This window comes from Flavobacterium sp. (genome assembly GCF_041392085.1).
Classification (GTDB): Bacteria; Bacteroidota; Bacteroidia; order Flavobacteriales; family Flavobacteriaceae; genus Flavobacterium.
This window is the reverse complement of the sequence record NZ_JAWKMW010000004.1, coordinates 69402-86748: the sequence shown is the minus strand read 5'-3', so window position 1 is coordinate 86748 and position 17347 is coordinate 69402. Positions and strand designations below refer to the sequence as shown.

Annotated in this window: 14 protein-coding genes; 8 read left to right on the top strand and 6 right to left on the bottom strand. The window is 32.0% G+C overall.

The features are described from left to right. The first annotated feature begins 58 nt into the window (after positions 1-58). Together R2782_RS00400 and R2782_RS00395 are read left to right on the top strand one after the other, a co-directional pair. Positions 59-2734 carry a putative LPS assembly protein LptD gene (locus R2782_RS00400; RefSeq protein WP_371266065.1) on the top strand — a complete coding sequence of 892 codons (2676 nt, stop codon included), beginning with the start codon at positions 59-61 and terminating at the stop codon, positions 2732-2734. A 33-nt stretch (positions 2735-2767) separates the two neighbouring features. Further along, positions 2768-3148: a RidA family protein gene (locus R2782_RS00395; protein WP_371266579.1), complete on the top strand. Its 381-nt coding sequence runs from the start codon at positions 2768-2770 to the stop codon at positions 3146-3148. An 87-nt stretch (positions 3149-3235) separates the two neighbouring features. Here R2782_RS00395 and R2782_RS00390 read toward each other — a convergent pair whose 3' ends face one another. The 5 genes from R2782_RS00390 to R2782_RS00370 all read right to left on the bottom strand — a co-directional run bounded on the left by R2782_RS00390 (position 3236) and on the right by R2782_RS00370 (position 11278). Next, a complete protein-coding gene (locus tag R2782_RS00390) occupies positions 3236-3607 on the bottom strand; it encodes a methylglyoxal synthase (protein ID WP_371266064.1) in 372 nt (123 codons plus the stop codon). A gap of 95 nt (positions 3608-3702) precedes the next feature. Beyond that, complete coding sequence (locus R2782_RS00385) at positions 3703-4554, bottom strand: BadF/BadG/BcrA/BcrD ATPase family protein (protein WP_371266063.1); 852 nt, start codon at positions 4552-4554, stop codon at positions 3703-3705. Between the two features lie 69 nt (positions 4555-4623). Further along, complete coding sequence (gap, locus tag R2782_RS00380; protein ID WP_371266062.1) at positions 4624-5625, bottom strand: type I glyceraldehyde-3-phosphate dehydrogenase; 1002 nt, start codon at positions 5623-5625, stop codon at positions 4624-4626. A 52-nt stretch (positions 5626-5677) separates the two neighbouring features. Further along, the gene (gene pfkA / locus R2782_RS00375) at positions 5678-6664 is read right to left on the bottom strand and encodes a 6-phosphofructokinase (RefSeq protein WP_371266061.1); all 987 of its coding nucleotides are present in this window, start codon (positions 6662-6664) and stop codon (positions 5678-5680) included. 156 nt (positions 6665-6820) lie between these two features. Further along, the gene (locus tag R2782_RS00370; protein ID WP_371266578.1) at positions 6821-11278 is read right to left on the bottom strand and encodes a translocation/assembly module TamB domain-containing protein; all 4458 of its coding nucleotides are present in this window, start codon (positions 11276-11278) and stop codon (positions 6821-6823) included. A gap of 177 nt (positions 11279-11455) precedes the next feature. Here R2782_RS00370 and tsaD point away from each other — a divergent pair, with 177 nt between their 5' ends. The 6 genes from tsaD to R2782_RS00340 are packed head-to-tail and all read left to right on the top strand — an operon-like array spanning position 11456 to position 16702. Next, positions 11456-12478 (top strand): tRNA (adenosine(37)-N6)-threonylcarbamoyltransferase complex transferase subunit TsaD, encoded by a 1023-nt coding sequence (gene tsaD / locus R2782_RS00365; RefSeq protein WP_371266060.1) that lies wholly within the window; start codon positions 11456-11458, stop codon positions 12476-12478. Continuing rightward, positions 12479-13183 (top strand): 16S rRNA (uracil(1498)-N(3))-methyltransferase, encoded by a 705-nt coding sequence (locus R2782_RS00360; RefSeq protein WP_371266059.1) that lies wholly within the window; start codon positions 12479-12481, stop codon positions 13181-13183. Positions 13184-13191: 8 nt separating this feature from the next. Then, the gene (locus R2782_RS00355) at positions 13192-13827 is read left to right on the top strand and encodes a DUF4159 domain-containing protein (protein ID WP_371266058.1); all 636 of its coding nucleotides are present in this window, start codon (positions 13192-13194) and stop codon (positions 13825-13827) included. A 25-nt stretch (positions 13828-13852) separates the two neighbouring features. Then, positions 13853-14941 carry an AI-2E family transporter gene (locus R2782_RS00350; RefSeq protein WP_371266057.1) on the top strand — a complete coding sequence of 363 codons (1089 nt, stop codon included), beginning with the start codon at positions 13853-13855 and terminating at the stop codon, positions 14939-14941. An 11-nt stretch (positions 14942-14952) separates the two neighbouring features. Next, on the top strand, positions 14953-16131 hold the full coding sequence (locus tag R2782_RS00345) for a class I SAM-dependent methyltransferase (RefSeq protein WP_371266056.1): 1179 nt from the start codon (positions 14953-14955) through the stop codon (positions 16129-16131). A gap of 4 nt (positions 16132-16135) precedes the next feature. Further along, on the top strand, positions 16136-16702 hold the full coding sequence (locus R2782_RS00340; protein ID WP_371266055.1) for a hypothetical protein: 567 nt from the start codon (positions 16136-16138) through the stop codon (positions 16700-16702). Here the strand turns inward: R2782_RS00340 and R2782_RS00335 are convergent. Continuing rightward, complete coding sequence (locus R2782_RS00335; RefSeq protein ID WP_371266054.1) at positions 16699-17337, bottom strand: M15 family metallopeptidase; 639 nt, start codon at positions 17335-17337, stop codon at positions 16699-16701. The genes R2782_RS00340 and R2782_RS00335 overlap by 4 nt on opposite strands. Between the last annotated feature and the right edge of the window lie 10 nt (positions 17338-17347).

Below are 17347 nucleotides of genomic sequence, written 5' to 3'. Positions count from 1 at the left end.
TGTAAGTTTGGCACTCCAAAAATCAAGCCATACATTTACAAAAATAGTATTTAAACCTTTGCGTACAAACTTATTTCATATCGTTTTATCAGCATTTTTCCTAACAATTGGGATTCAAAAAAATTACGCTCAGCATTTACCGACCAAGACGTTGCAAATTAAAGCAGAGAATGAATCTGACAGCTTGATATTCAATAAGGAACGTTTTACTGAAATTAATGATACGATAAAAAAAGACAGTCTACCTAAGCTTGAAAAAAAATCATTATTAGAAGGGAAAATAAAATATACAGCAACTGATTACGCCAAAATTGACCAAAAAAATAAACTGATTACTTTGTATAATAATGCCGAATTGTATTATTTGGATATTGAATTAAAGGCAGGTATTATTGTAATGAATTATGAAAAAGATGAAGTATACGCCGGAAGAATTAAAGATTCAACAGGAGCATATACCCAATTACCGGTTTTTAAACAGGGTTCTAATGTGGTGGAACCCGACTCTATTCGATTCAATACAAAATCAAAAAAGGCGTTGATTTGGAATTCAAGAACAGATCAAGGGGAATTTCGTGTGAAAGCCGAAATTACTAAAAAAGAAAATGATTCGGTCTATTTCTTAAAAAAAGCTCGTTTTACTACTTCAAAGGATATTGACAATCCTGAATATTATTTTCAAACGAATAAAATTAAATTGGTTCCCAAGCAAAAAGTGGTTACCGGTCTAACCAATATGGTTATTGCGGACGTGCCGACACCTATTGCTATTCCTTTTGCTTTTTTTCCAATGACAGAAACCAGTCAGTCTGGTTTGATTGTCCCTACTTTTCAAGATACCCGACGACAAGGATATTCTTTGCAAAATGGAGGCTATTATTTAGCCTTAAGCGATTATTATGATTTAGCCATAATGGGTGATTATTATACCAACGGAAGTTGGGCACTTCGTTTTGAATCTTCTTATGCTTGGATGTATAAATTCAGAGGGAATTTTAATGTTCGATTTGAAAATCTCATCCAAAGTGAACGAGGTTTTCCGGACTACAGTAAGTCAAAAATATATAACATTCAATGGTCACATTCTCAAGATACAAAGTCAAATCCTTCTTCCCGGTTTTCAGCTTCTGTAAATTTGGGAAGCAGTACTTTTTTTCAACAATCACTAAATCAGGTAAATATAGGCTCTACACTAAATAATAACTTAAGTTCATCTATATCTTACTCAAAGACATTTAATTCTGTTCCCCAAGTAAATATGTCTTTGACGGCTACTCATAATCAAAATTCCAGAACGCAGGAAATCAATATGACATTGCCTACTTTACAAGTAAATGTTGACCGTATTTTTCCATTTGCACCCAAAGATGGTCCAAAAAAAGGGTTTTTTAAAAATATCAATTTTCAATACAACCTTAGAGGAGAAAACCGATTTGCTACTACAGATTCTTTATTTTTTAAATCTGAAATGTTTAAAGATGCCAACACAGGTTTTCAACATTCTATTCCTTTAAGTACTAACTTTAAAATTTTTAAATATTTTAGCGTATCTACTAGTGCCAATTATAATGAAGTTTGGTATTTAAAAACAATCAACCGTCGTTTTGATTCTGACAGCAATACGGTTGTTACGGAAGATGTTAATGGTTTTGATGCCTTTCGAACGTATTCCTTTTCCACAAGTGTTGGAACCACAATATATGGAACTTTTAATTTTGGTGAAACGAAGAAAATACAAGCTATTCGTCATGTAATGAGACCTTCTGTTTCCCACAGTTACACACCAAGTTTCGAACAATATTATGACACCTATGCAATGGATGCAAGTGGAAGGATGGCTGAATTTACTCGTTTTGAAAAAGGCATTTTCGGAGCTCCCGGAAATAGCTACGCCAATAGTTTAGGGTTTAACCTTAGTAATACTTTTGAAGCAAAAATGACTGATAAAGACAGTACTAAAACCGAACCTAAAAAAGTTATGCTGTTAAATCAATTGAATTTTTCCACTAGTTATAACATGGCAGCAGATTCATTAAGATGGGCACCGGTAAGAATGAGTGGAGGAACAGCATTGTTTAATAACAAAATGAATGTAAATTTTGGAGCCACTTTAGACCCCTATGCAATTAATGGAGCCGGAAGAAGAATTAACACTTGGAATATAGATAACGGTGGAAGTTTATTCCGTATGACAAGTGCCAACATGACCATCAATTATTCACTTTCTAGTGAAGGAAACAAAAAAAACAACGAAAATTCTCAAGGTGCTCGAAATGGAGGTCGTGAGGATGATTTGTTTGGCACGAATACGGATTTGAGTAATCGAAGGCAAAGTCAGTTTGATGACGATAATATTGATGATGCTGAAAATAAGGAAACCACAGAATTTTACAACGCAAAACTTCCTTGGGATTTAACTTTTGCCTATTCATTAACCTATGGCAACAATAATAGGGAAAAAAAAATAACCGGAAATTCGGTCATGATTTCAGGTAATCTTGATCTTACTCCTCGATGGAAAGTCGGTGTTTCAACAGGATATGATTTTGTACAACAAGGAGTAACGTTTACCCAATTTCGATTTGAACGCGATTTACTGAGTTGGCGAATGGATTTTAATTGGTCTCCTTATGGTGATTATGCCTCTTGGGGATTTTTTATAGGAATCAAATCATCTGTTCTGAGCGATATTAAATGGGATAAACGTGCATTACCGGATAGACAATTAAGATAGTCATTTTTATTATAATTTTTACTTTTATTGATGATGAAAAAAATAATTTTTACTGATAAAGCTCCTGCTCCTATTGGTCCTTACAGTCAAGCCGTATTGGTTGGAAATACATTGTATACTTCAGGTCAAATTGCTATAAATCCAAAAACGGGAGATTTAGTTTTGGATAATATTGAAACAGAGACCAAGCAGGTAATGGAAAACATGAAAGCTGTATTAGAAGCTGCTGATATGTCTTTTGAAAATATCATTAAAACTACTATTTTCATTATGAACATGAATGATTTTGCAAAGATAAATGGTGTTTACGGAAGTTATTTTGATGAAAATTCAGCACCTGCAAGAGAAACTGTGCAAGTGGCAGGATTACCCAAAGGTGTGAATGTAGAGATTTCGATGGTGGCAGTTAAGTAGATATTGGTTCTTAATTGATTGTTCTCTGTTGGTTTTATGAATAAAACTCGGAATTTAGTTTAATGATTCAACATGCAATTCAAATTTTTAATCAATTAATAGTCCATTTAATAATAGTTGGGCAGTTGCTTCATTAGTTGCTAACGGAATATTGTGTACATCACAAATTCGAATAAGCATATTCACATCAGGTTCGTGTGGATGACTTGACAATGGATCTTTGAAAAAAAGCACCATTTTTGTTTTTCCTTCGGCAACTCTTCCTGCAATTTGTGCATCACCTCCTTGCGGACCAGAAAGCATTTTTTTTACTTTAAACCCAGCATTTTCAGCTTTGCTTCCGGTAGTTCCGGTGGCTATTAATTTAATTTTTTCATGTAGCAAAATGGGTTTGTTTTTGTTTAAAAATTGTACCATATCAGCTTTCTTTCCATCATGAGCTATAATTGCTATTTCCATATTCTAAAAAAATTAGCTTTAAATATATAAAAATAAAAAAGAAAAATCATAGTTATAAAATTATGATTTTTCTTATTGGTTTTGAACGTTAAAATTTATTTGTTTAAAACATGATAAGCGATAAGACCATCGATAGGTCTGCGTAATACATTTCCTGTTTTGATGTCATATTTTGTCAAAATTTCATCTAATTCTTCTTTTAAATAAAACGCAATTGAGCCCACAAAATGAACATAAACATCTCTACAATTATCATATTGCATGATGTAGTTTTTAGCAAACTTTTTTAATTCACTTTTAATGATTTTTTTACAAAAATCATTTTCCTTGTGCTTGATAATGAATTTTGCTAAGGTTGCTAAATACGCATTTGGATTTGGTTCTTTATACAAGTTGGCTTTAATAAAATCAGCATCTAAATTAAATTCTGCTTCAAATTCTTTAGCCAATTCTTTAGGCATTTTGTTGAAATAATAACCTCTTAATAAATGTCTGCCAAATCGATTGCCCGAACCATCATCCATTACAATATATCCTAAAGACTGTACTTTCTGATGAAGAACCTTACCATCAAAATAACTGCAATTTGAACCTGTACCCAAAATACAAACAATGGCTTGTTCATCTTTGGGTGTGGTAGCATAAACAGCCGCATAGGTATCTTCTTGCACGTCTACTTCAGCGTTTTTAAAATAGTTTTGAAAAATTTCTTTCAAAAAAAGTTTCATTCTATCTGTGCCGCATCCTGCTCCATAAAAAAACAATTGTTTTACTTTGTCCTTATTTTGCGAAATATCAAATTTATCATTTAAACGGCTGATGATTTCCTCTTGATCCAACACTTCAGGGTTTAAACCCAACGTTTGCGTTGTAAATTGAACTTTACCATTATCATCAATGGAAATCCAATCGGCTTTGGTTGAACCGCTGTCTACTAGTAATTTCATTTGGTTGAGTTTGTTTGTTAGAAAAAAAGTCCTGTTATACAATTAACACAACAGAACCTTTTATGAAAATTATAGTTTTGCAATATGCACAGAAAGATCAATCAATTTACTTGAATAACCATATTCGTTATCATACCATGAAACCAATTTAAAGAAAGTTGAATTTAATCCAATACCCGCTTTAGCATCAATGATTGATGTTCTAGGATCTGAAACAAAGTCTTGAGACACTACATCATCTTCGGTAAAACCTAAAATACCTTTTAATTCGTTTTCGGATGCTTTTTTCAAAACGGACATAATTTCATCATACGTAGTTTCTTTGGCTACTTTTACGGTTAAATCTACCACGGAAACATCTGCAGTTGGCACACGCATTGACATTCCGGTTAATTTTCCGTTTAATTCAGGAATTACTTTTCCTACTGCTTTTGCAGCTCCGGTAGACGCCGGGATGATATTTAACAATGCTGCTCTACCTCCACGAAAATCTTTTCTTGAGGGACCATCAACGGTTAATTGAGTTGCCGTAGTTGCATGAATAGTTGTCATTAAACCTTCTACTATTCCAAAATGATCATTAATCACTTTTGCTAATGGAGCTAAACAGTTTGTAGTGCAAGAAGCGTTTGAAACAATAGTGTCTGCAGCAGTAGCTTTATCATGGTTAACACCCATTACAAACATAGGTGCGTCTGCTGAAGGAGCAGAGATAACTACTTTTTTTGCCCCACCTTTAATATGTGCATTTGCTGAGTCTAATGTTGTAAATATTCCTGTACAATCGGCAACAACTTCTGCTCCTACTTCATCCCATTTTAAATTAGAAGGGTCTTTTTCAGCGGTAACTCTAATTTTCTTATCATTTACAAAAAGTTGACCTTCTTTTACCTCTACTTTTCCAGCAAATCGTCCGTGAACGGAGTCGTATTTTAATAAATAAGCCAAGTGATCTACTGCCAGTAAATCATTAATTGCTACAACTTCTACATTATCTCTGTTGAATGTTTCTCTGAAAACAATTCTTCCGATTCTTCCAAAACCGTTAATTCCTACTTTTACTTTTGACATTTTTGTTTGTTTTTAGTTTAAAATTGTTAAACTGATTGTTATACTTATTTTTTTATGTTGACATTATATCTGAAACGCGTAATAATTCTAAGTCGATAGGATAATGACCTTTAATAGCTTGTTCTAGTGGTGTTAATGTTACTTCGTCTTGAATAATACCGGCCATGTAATTTGATTTTCCTTCCATCAATGATTCAACGGCTTTTACACCTAATCTACTGGCTAATACCCTATCAAAGCAAGAAGGAGCACCACCTCGTTGCATATGACCCAATACAGAAACTCGAATGTCATACTCGGGTAAATGCTGTTCGATATAATCTTTTAATTCAAATACATTTTTACCCATTTTATCACCTTCTGCAACTACAACTATACTAGAAGATTTTCCTGAATTTCTACTTTTTTCAAGTGATTCCAATAATCTGTCTAGGCCTAAATCTTCTTCTGGAATTAATATTTCTTCAGCCCCTGCCCCTATTCCTGCATTTAAAGCTATATGTCCGGCATCACGTCCCATAACTTCCACAAAGAAAAGGCGGTTATGTGAACTTGCTGTATCACGAATTTTGTCGATGCATTCAACCACCGTATTCAAAGCAGTATCATATCCTAAAGTATGACTTGTTCCATAAATATCATTATCAATTGTTCCGGGAATACCTATTACAGGGATGCCATATTCTTTGTTGAAAATTTCGGCACCGGTAAAGCTTCCATCTCCACCTATAATAACCAAACCATCTACCCCAACTTTATACAAGTTTTCATAGGCTTTCTTTCGTCCTTCAGGAGTCATAAATTCTTTGGACCGAGCAGATTTTAAGATAGTACCTCCTTTGTTTACGATATTGTTTACTGAACGAGGCCCCATTTCTTTAAAGTCACCTTCTATCATGCCTTGATAACCTCTATAAATTCCTATACATTCTATGTTGTGATAAGCACAAGTTCGCACAACAGAACGAATAGCTGCGTTCATTCCGGGAGAATCACCACCAGAAGTTAAAACACCTATTTTTTTTATAGTTTTATTCATTTTTCTACGTTTATAATGTAAAATTAACAAAGATTAGTGACTTAAAATAGTGCTTTTTTGAGTAATTGACATATTAACCAAAAATCAATCGTTTTCGTTGATAAGTTTTTGATATACATCAATAAAGGAGTAAAAGACTAGCTATTTTAAATATTGTTATGGAATATCTTCGATATTAGGAAGAGTTGTTTGCTTTTTTTCTGTTTTGACTTTTTTTCGTTCATTAGTAAATTTGATGAATTCAGGAGCAAAATCTGAATCAGGTATGTCATCATTAGTGTTTTTTTCTTCTTTAAGTTTTGCGTTTTTGAAGACTTTTGTAATTAATTCATTAAATGTATCAAAATCAACTTGATATGACACACCAATTCCTTGCGTATAACCAATACCTTCTCCAACATAATTAATATCGCTTTCTCGATTAAAAACACGCATATTTAATGTTCCATCATCATTTACACGATACAATATTTCAACATCACCTACAACAGCAGCATCATTGATACCTCCTACGGGAACTCCCAAATTACCATTCACTGAAATGCGTTCATTCAAATTAAAAGAAGTAGTTACACCCACATTGCCATCACTTTCTCTACCCGGTGTATTGTCGGGTGCTACATAATTAACACCCATTGAAATTTTACTGTCTTCATCATTGAAGAGATTGTCAAAAACTCCGCTAACAGTTTCAAACAAATTGTTGTACAATGCATTCTGTCCTAATGCTCCTTCCGGACTTAAAAAGCTACCTGATGCTAGTAGATAGAGTGCTTGTGTTTGACGCGTATCTTTGTCGTCTAATTTTGTTTGAATTTCAGATTTTAGAACGGAACTAATTGTTGGAAAATTGATATTGAAATCCGGTTCAGGATTACTGATAGTACCATTGATGGCAATACCAACTTCTACAGGTACCTTTTGATTCACGGAAACATTATTAAGTAATACTCCCGGATTTGCTCTAGTATTGTAAACAGCCTCAAGATTTAACCTTGCTCTGAGTGGATCGCCTTCCCAAATGATACTTCCGTATTTTTTTACATCAAACCGTTTACTAACCAAACCGCGGTATTTAAAGTTGTATATGCCTTCATAAACTTGATAATCCCCAAAAATATTGAATTTGCCAAACGTATTGATTTGCATTGTGATAATCCCTACACCTCTTCCTTTCATATTATGTCCGGTTTCTTTGTCTAAAATTACCTCAATTTCAGCATCTTCAGTTAGCGTTAAATCAAAATCAAGTTCTAAACCATGATAATTTCTATTGATATTTTTAAGGTTGGTGTTATAGTTGTACTTTTCTTCGGGTGTAATAAATCGGATGTAATTTTTTTCTCCAACCGATTGCACATTTGAAATTGGGATTTTTATTGCAGTTCCTTTCTTTGAAGTAGCATCAACAGCAATAAGCAATGCATCTGTTGGTCCACTGATGCTTGCTTTCCCATCTATAAATGCTTTTCCGTAATAGTATGCTTCCTCGCTATCTTGTGTATCCAGAACCACTAAATTAGATGAGTTAATTTGTAAATCGAGTTTCCAATCTGACAAATTAGTATGTCGTATGTTTCCTTCTAATACTCCTGTTGTACTATATTTTGAATCGGTGATTTCGATATTGCGTAATAGAAACTGTCGCTCTGTTAAATCAACTATGGCATTTTTTTCTAATTCATAATCAACATTCAGATAAGGAACTGTTAAGCCGGCTTCATTAAGAAAAAGTCTACCATTAATTTCGGGATTTGATAATGCTCCTCTAAAATTAGCATTTCCTGTTACTAAACCGCGAATGTTTGTAATGATATCACCTCCCATTGTACTAAAGGCTCCTATATTAAAATTATTTAATCTGACATCTAAATCCATTATTGGATTTTCATCCATAAAAGTAATATCTCCTTCAGTTAAAAAACTTTCAAAATAGTCGTTTTTTATACTGGCATTAACAGAAAATGTTTTTAAATCTTCTTTTCCTTTAACATCAAGATTTAACTTACCAAAATCAATATTATTTACCTTCATTTGCTCAACTTCTATAGAAGCATAAGGTTCAAATATCTCGGCATTTTGTTTAAAATCAATCTCACCGCTCATATTACCTTCCATATCAAAGTTTTCAATATCCGGAATTAATTTACCTACATTTACATGATTAAAATTTAATTTTAAATCTTTAAAATCTGAACCATTAATTTCACCAAAAAAATTGATTTTTTGCTCTTCATGCGTCATCGAAAAATTTTCGAAAATAAAATGGGAGAATTTTTTATCAAAAACAATTCTGTTTTTATTATTATTTTCTTCGTTGAGATACCATAAATAATCCTTAAAATTCAATTCTGATTTAAAAATACCAACCACACTGTTTTTTTTGTCGTCTATAGTATGGTATGCATCAATATTGTAATAATCATCAGATTTTTTTCCTCCTTTGAACTCTGTCCTAAAAAATAATGTATCTCTTTTTGTTACATTGATTAAATGGAAATCAGCTATATTATAGTGTTTTGTTTTAACACTGTCAATGTTCACATAGGTGTTAAATAATGGGTTTTTATTATCTACTTGGATATCAACTTTTTCAAATTTGTTTTCAAAGGCAGTAATTTCAGGAGATATGAAATCTAATTTAAAATCATTATTGTCAGAATGTATACTTCCTTTGATAAATGTATTGGAACTGACTTTGATTTCAGGGTAAAAAATTTCAATAATTTTATTAAAAATAGAAAAATTAAATTTTAAATATTGACCTTTTTTGGTGCTGTTTGGACTATAATTTGCATAAATACTCCCGAGTGAATTTTCTACTAATAGCGGTAATTGGTTGAATTCAAATTTTCCAATGAGTTTTCCTTCAATAATGTCAGGAGAATTTATGGCGACTGTTCTTTCTCGTTGGTTATCAAAAGTTGACGTTATATTGAAAGAATTGAAAATATATATATCTCTATTGTTTTGATAAGAAGCCTGCTCAACCAAAATATCACCATGAATATTATCTAAGCTATTACCGGAAAGATTAGTATATATTTTTCCTTTGAAAATGGAGATAGAATCATTTTTAACAAAATTGAGTTTACTTAAATTAGCATAATCCACTAATGCATCAAATTCATATTGGTTTTCTCGTTTGGAAACATCAACAATGCCTTTAAAGTCCATGAATAAATTGGGGTCATTAATATTGATTTCTCCTTTGAAAACTGGTTTTTTGAAATTTCCGTCAATGATAATTTTTTGGTAATTGTATTGATTGTATTGGAATCGACTCACATTTCCTTTTATTTTTGTGTCAATAAATTGTTCTGTAAACCCCTTCCCGTTTACGTTAACATTCATTGAAACAAGTCCTAACTCTTTTTGATTCAATAATGAACCTAAATTAAAATTATTCAGTACCACATTTCCTTTGTAAGAAGCGTTGTCAATTACTTGGATATTATTCATTGCTAAATCTGCTTCTAATATCCCCAAGGCAGAATGAATAATTAAATCTGTTTGAATGGTTTCAAAAGTAAGTTCTGCTTTACCTTCAATGGCAAATTGACCAAATTTTTTAAGTGAAGTAGGAAGTGATTTTCCCAGTATGTTAGGCAGTAATGATACTAAGTCATTGTAATTTGAGGCCAAGTGGTTAAAATCACCTTTCATATAAAAAGAATCATACTTAGTTGAAAAGATGTTCTTAAAATTTATTTCGCCAATAATTTTTGTTCCGTTTTGATCAGCTAAAATAAGATCTTGAGTGGTAAAATTATTCAAAGTACCTAACAGGCTTGTTTTAAAATCAAATCGGTTGTTTTTTCCTAATTCTTTATAAAAATAACGAATATCATTTGTGGCAACCGACGCAGTATCAATAGTAGCATGAAAAATAACCTTGTTATTAAAATCGGCAAAATCTTCTATTTTGTACCGTAAGGCTACGTTGGCATTCACAAATGATTGATTAGTTTTGAGTGTTAACTTATCAAGTAAAATATTTTCTTTGGTATAAGTAAATTCCGATGCTATGTTTTGTACTTGTAACCCACGGAAATCTTTGAAATTTAATTTATAAATTGAAGTGTAAACATCAGATCCTTTGATTTTAAAATCATTTAATGTAGCATTAATACTGAGAAAATCTAGAATTTTTTGGTTTTGTAGGTTTTCATCAATCATTAAAAAACGACTATCAGAAAGGTGTAAAGATTCGGCCAACATTAAAAATTTACCAGAAGATGGTTTCCCATCATCAAAAGCATCAATAAAATTATCCAGGTTGGTAAAATTCTCTCCTTTGTATTGCTTTAATTTAAAGTATAACGAATTCACATTAATATCTCCAAAAAGTAAATCACCCTCCATTAGGCGATTTGCATCCAAGATAGTTGTTTTAATTCGTGTGGCAAAAAAAAGAGTGTCCTCATGGTGGTCTCTCACTAAAACCTCTTTTAACTTAATGCCTCCAAAAATGGTAAAACCAACCTGTTTTACAGTGATGTCTGTGCCATATTCTTTGTTGATTGTATTAGTCAAATATTGACCAATCTTTGTTTGAACAGGTGGTAATGCTAAGAGTATCCCTAAAAAGAGTAACAGTAGTAGCAATACCACTATGGTTCGAATTACTATTTTTTTAAATTTTTTGATACCTTTAAATGTTATAAATTTGCAGTGTTTCAAATAAAAAGTGTACTTTCATCATGCACAAAAATAATTATTTATGATTGAAAAAAGTATGTTGTCTTTTAAAATAAACAAAACAAATATATTCAAATTCCATGCCTTTTTATGACAAATAATCCCATTTATATTTTAGCGATTGAAAGTTCGTGTGACGATACAGCTGCTGCAGTATTGAAAAACGACAAGGTACTGTCGAATTTAGTGGCTCGGCAGCAAATTCACGAAGAATATGGTGGAGTTGTTCCCGAGTTAGCCTCTCGTGCACACCAACAAAATATTGTTCCGGTTGTGGATATGGCTCTTAAAAAAGCTGGAGTCAATAAAAATCAATTACACGGAATTGCCTTTACCCAAGGGCCTGGTTTAATGGGTTCGCTTTTAGTTGGTAGTTCATTCGCTAAATCGATTTCAATGGCATTAAATATCCCTCTTTTGGCTGTAAATCATATGCAAGCCCATATATTGGCTCACTTTATTGATGAAGAAGGATTTGACAAACCTACCTTTCCATTTTTAGCTCTCACAATTTCCGGAGGTCATACGCAAATCGTAAAAGTTTCCGGTTTTTTTGATATGAAAGTTATTGGAGAAACCACTGATGATGCAGTGGGTGAAGCATTTGACAAAACAGCAAAAATATTAGGATTCCCCTATCCGGGAGGACCTTTGATTGATCAATTTGCAAAAGAAGGAAACCCGAATGCCTTTCCGTTTACGAAACCCAAAGTGGATGGTTTGAACTTTAGTTTTTCAGGTTTGAAAACCCAGATTTTGTATTTTGTGCAGAAAAATACGGCTATAAATCCAAACTTTATTGAAGAAAATAAGGCTGATATTTGTGCTTCTGTTCAAAATATCATTATAAAAATATTGATGGATAAGCTAAAACTGGCTGTTCAAGAGACCGGAATCAATCAAATTGCGATTGGAGGGGGTGTTTCTGCAAATTCCGGTATTAGAAAAACAATAAAAGAAGCAGAAGTGAAATACGGTTGGAAAACCTATATTCCAAAATTTGAATATACTACAGATAATGCTGCGATGATTGGCATAGTGGGTTATCAAAAATATTTACTTAATCATTTTGAAAATACCTCGGTAGTTTCGAAAGCAAGAATAGAATTCTAAATGCAATTATTTTACTATAAAGACATAAATGAGCATTCAACTTCTTTTTCTTTTGATAAAGAGGAAAGCAAGCACATTGTAAAAGTTTTACGTAAAAATACCGGGGATATTTTATTTGTTACCAATGGATTAGGTATTTTGTTTAAAACTGAAATCTCAATTGTTTCGGTTTCAAAATGCACGGTAACTATTCTTTCTTTTGAAAAACAAGAACAACCAAGATTTCACTTGCATTTGGCTGTTGCTCCAACCAAAATGAATGACCGCTACGAATGGTTTTTAGAAAAAGCAACTGAAATAGGTATTCAGGAAATCACCCCAATTTTCTGTGATCATTCTGAACGGAAAACAATCAAAACAGAGCGATTTGATAAAATATTACTTTCTGCAATGAAACAATCTAATCAATATTTTTTACCGATTTTGAATGAACCGATTCCGTTTAAAGAATTTGTAAAAAAACAATATAACGGACAAAAATTCATTGCTCATTGCGAAGAAACAGATAAAAAAACCTTAAAATCAGTTTTAAATGCAAATGAAGAATGCACTGTATTAATTGGTCCCGAAGGCGATTTTTCTGTTAAAGAAATAGAAATTGCTTTAGAAAATCAATTTATTCCTATATCTTTAGGCAATACAAGACTTCGAACAGAAACGGCTGCATTGGTGGCTTGTCATACAGTGGTTTTGATGAATGATTAATAACTTCGATGAGAAAAATAATTTTTATATTTTTTGTATGCTTGACCGCAAACGCTCAAGAAATTGCCCTTTTAAAATACAATGGTGGTGGTGATTGGTATGGTAACCCTACTTCGTTGCCCAACTTGATTAAATTTTGTAACCAAAATATTAATACCAAAATCAAACCTAAACCGATTACTGTTGAGCCGGGAAGTTCAGATTTGTTTTCGTATCCGTTTGTCCATTTAACGGGACATGGAAACGTAGTTTTTAACGATAATGAAGTTGAGAACCTCAGAAATTATTTGACTTCAGGAGGATTTTTACACATTGATGACAATTACGGGATGGATAAGTATATCAGAAAAGAGATTAAAAAGATTTTCCCGAATAATGAGTTGGTTGAAATTCCGTCTAATCATAAAATATTTCAAACTCCTTATTCGTTTCCAAACGGTATTCCCAAAATTCACGAACATGATAAACAAAAACCGCAAGCATTAGGTATTTTTATCGATGGAAGACTAGCTTTGGTATATACTTTTGAAACCGATTTAGGCGATGGATGGGAAGACGAAGAAGTACATAATAATCCCAAAGAAGTGCGTGAGAAGGCATTGAAAATGGGAGCCAATTTAATGTATTACGTTTTTGTAAATTAATTTAGTTACTTTAGTAGAACTTTCTATGACTTCTAAAACAATAGCAAACGGGATTCTAAGAGCTGTAGGTGTTTTAGCACTAGTTGCCTTGGGTTCATGGTTTTTATATTCTATTCAATCCGTTATCATTTATTTGGCTGTAGCTTTAATTCTTACACTTATCTGTTACCCTGTTGTAAGTTTTTTAAAGGCAAAATGTAAATTCAATAATTTTTGGGCAGTTATTACGACTCTATTTTTATTGATTTTATTCTTTTTTCTGTTTGGTTTAATGTTTGTCCCATTAATTTCTTCACAAGCTGATAGTTTATCTTTACTGAATACTGAAGCTATTGAAGAAAAAGTGACACTTTTATACTATGATTTGAGTTTATACCTTATTGATCACGGTATCTTGGTAGAAGATATTTTTCAAGACGTTGATGTTGCCTCCTACATGAATTTGAATATTATTCCTTCTTTTTTAAACAAAATTATCTCAACATTAAGTTCGATAGGAATTGGCATTGCTTCAGTCCTTTTTATCACATTTTTCTTTTTAAAAGATAGGTTAATCTTTATGGCTGGTGCCAAAAGAATTATTCCTGATAGTTTAGAAGAAGAAGTTTTGAATTCTCTTAAAAAAATTAATAATTTGTTGACACGTTATTTTCTAGGCTTGTTACTGCAATTGTTTATCGTATTTATTTTATATTTTATAGTGCTTCTTATTTTTGGTGTTGAAAATGCTTTTGTTATTGCTTTCATCTGTGCAGTATTAAACATTATTCCCTATGTCGGACCGCTAATTGGGAGTGTTTTAGCCGTAGCATTAACCATGATTGGAGGAATTGGCGGTGATTTTCAAACGGAAATTTTACCCAAAGCAGTTTATGTTTTGATAGGCTTTTTTGTGGTACAATTAATTGATAATAATCTCAATCAACCGCTCATTTTTTCAAGCAGTACAAAATCACATCCATTAGAAATTTTCTTAGTTATTTTAATTGCCGGAATGGTTTCCGGTATTGTAGGGATGATTATTGCAGTGCCAATTTATACTATTTTGAAAGTTGTAGCTAAAGAATTTTTTCCAGAAAATAAATTCATTCAATTAATTACACGAAAAATTTAAATTGCTCACAGTTGAAAGATTTATTGTCAGAAGAAGTTCAGCACTTTATCAACTCAAATACAGAAGTTTCTATCAGTCAATTGGCTTTACAGAAAAATCCGTTTCCGGAGTTAAATTGGAAAGAAATTCTAAATCAAATTGATGCCAAATCCAAAGCAAAAGATAAATTACCTACATGGTTTTCAGCCAAAAATATACTTTACCCAAGTAAAATTTCAGTGGAGCAAACTTCTTCTGAAAAAGCGGCCATGTATAAATCAAAACTCTTCTCTGGAAATAAAATAATTGATTTGACCGGTGGTTTTGGTGTAGATACATATTATTTTTCCAAACGATTTTTAAAAGTTTTTCATTGTGAACATAATTTACAATTAGCTGAAATTGTAAAACATAATTTTAATCAACTGAAAGTTGAAAATATTAAATGTTATTTTGGTGAAAGCGAAGAAATTTTAAAAAATTTAGACGCACAATTTGATTGGATTTACATCGATCCGTCCCGAAGAAATGAGGCCAAGGAAAAAGTTTTTATGCTCCGGGATTGCGAACCCAATGTGCCTGAATTACTTGAATTCTATTTTAATTATTCATCTAAAATTCTTATGAAAACGGCTCCTCTACTCGACTTATCTGCTGGTTTAAAAGAGCTAAAAAATGTTTCAACTATTCATATTGTAGCTTTGGAAAACGAGGTGAAAGAGTTGCTTTGGGAAATTCATCAGGGTTTTACAGGAAATCCTAAAATCAAAACAGTAAATCTGACCAAAAACAAAGAGGAAAATTTTGAATTTATCTTTGGTGAAACTACTACTGAAATTGATTATAGCATTCCGAAAAAGTTTTTGTACGAACCCAATGCAGCCATTATGAAATCTGGAGGTTTTAACGAAGTCGCTTTTCAATTTAACCTAACAAAACTGCATCAGCATTCGCATCTCTATACTTCTGATACAAAAATTGAATTTTGTGGAAGAATTTTTGAAATTACATCTGTACTTCCCTATCAAAAAAAGGAAATGAAGTTATATTTAGAAAACAAAAAAGCGAATATCACTTGTAGAAATTTTCCTGAGACTGTTCAAAATATCCGAAAAAAATGGAAAATTTTTGAAGGAGGAAATTTATATACTTTTTTTACTACGGATTACAAAAACAACAAAATTGTGTTACTTTGCACCAAAATTGAATAAAACCATGAGATGTTTATTTTTCTTCCTTGCATTATTGTATTTCATTCCTAACTATGCTCAAAAAAGATGTGATTATGATGTTGAAGTGAATGACAGTATTGGCACACTTAAAACGACCAAAGAATTCTTGATGTACGAACGTAAATTTGGTAATAACGAAAGTTATGTTTTTTTTTCACTTTCTAATGATAATGGTACACCGGTTTTAAATTTTCAGTTAGTACATAAAAATAGTGATTTTATTAAAGCCTATTGCATTGATGCAAAAACTAAATTGTACTTACAATTAGAAAACGGAAAGATAGTAACCTTGCTTCACCCCAACATTGAAAATTGCGGTAGTTTTATGCGAAATGATGAACGAAATGTACGCATATTATCCGCTAATTTTTTGTTTATGAAAAACAATTATGAAGATTTGAAATCAAGTCCGGTTGTTTCCATGCGAGTAAAATATACTACAGAAACGGTCGATTATATAATTAAAAAAGAAATGCAATCAGAATTGCTGAATCAATTTAGTCGTCCGCAGTATTATTTTATAGATTATTTACATTGTGTAGAGAATTAGTCGCAACTCCATTTAAAATTAGCAACTTTGTCGTTTTCATCAGTAACAAGGTTATAATGCCACCACTCTGATTGAAAAACCTTAAAGGAACAACTTTCCATAATTTCTCGGAGTAACTTTCTGTTTTTGAGTACTTCTTCCGGTAGATTTTCATACGTATGAGCAGCTTCTTTACCAAAGTAATCAAAAGTAGTTCCCATATTGAGTTCTATATTATTTTTGTCAACTAAAGTAATATCAACCGCTCCTCCTCTATTGTGAATGGATCCTTTTTGGGGATCCGCAACATAAATCGGATTTGAAACAATAGCCCACATTTTCTTTTGTACATCTAATGGACGGTAGCAGTCAAATATTTTAATGGTATATCCCTTTTTTTTAAACTTCTCATTGGCTTCGATTAGCTTTTTTATCGTTTTATAGCGTAAAAAGCACTGGGCACAATCATATACTTTCGTGTTCAGAAAATTATTTTCGGTGGCATAACGCATGTCATAGATAAAGTCTTTTGAAAAATCATTTAGATTAACAAAAGTAGAATCATGAATTGATTGACTTATTTTAACTTCTTTTAAATCTTGTCCAAAAGATGAAAATGATGTTGCGAGTAGAAAGTAAATTGAAATCCGAAACATTCGTTTAATT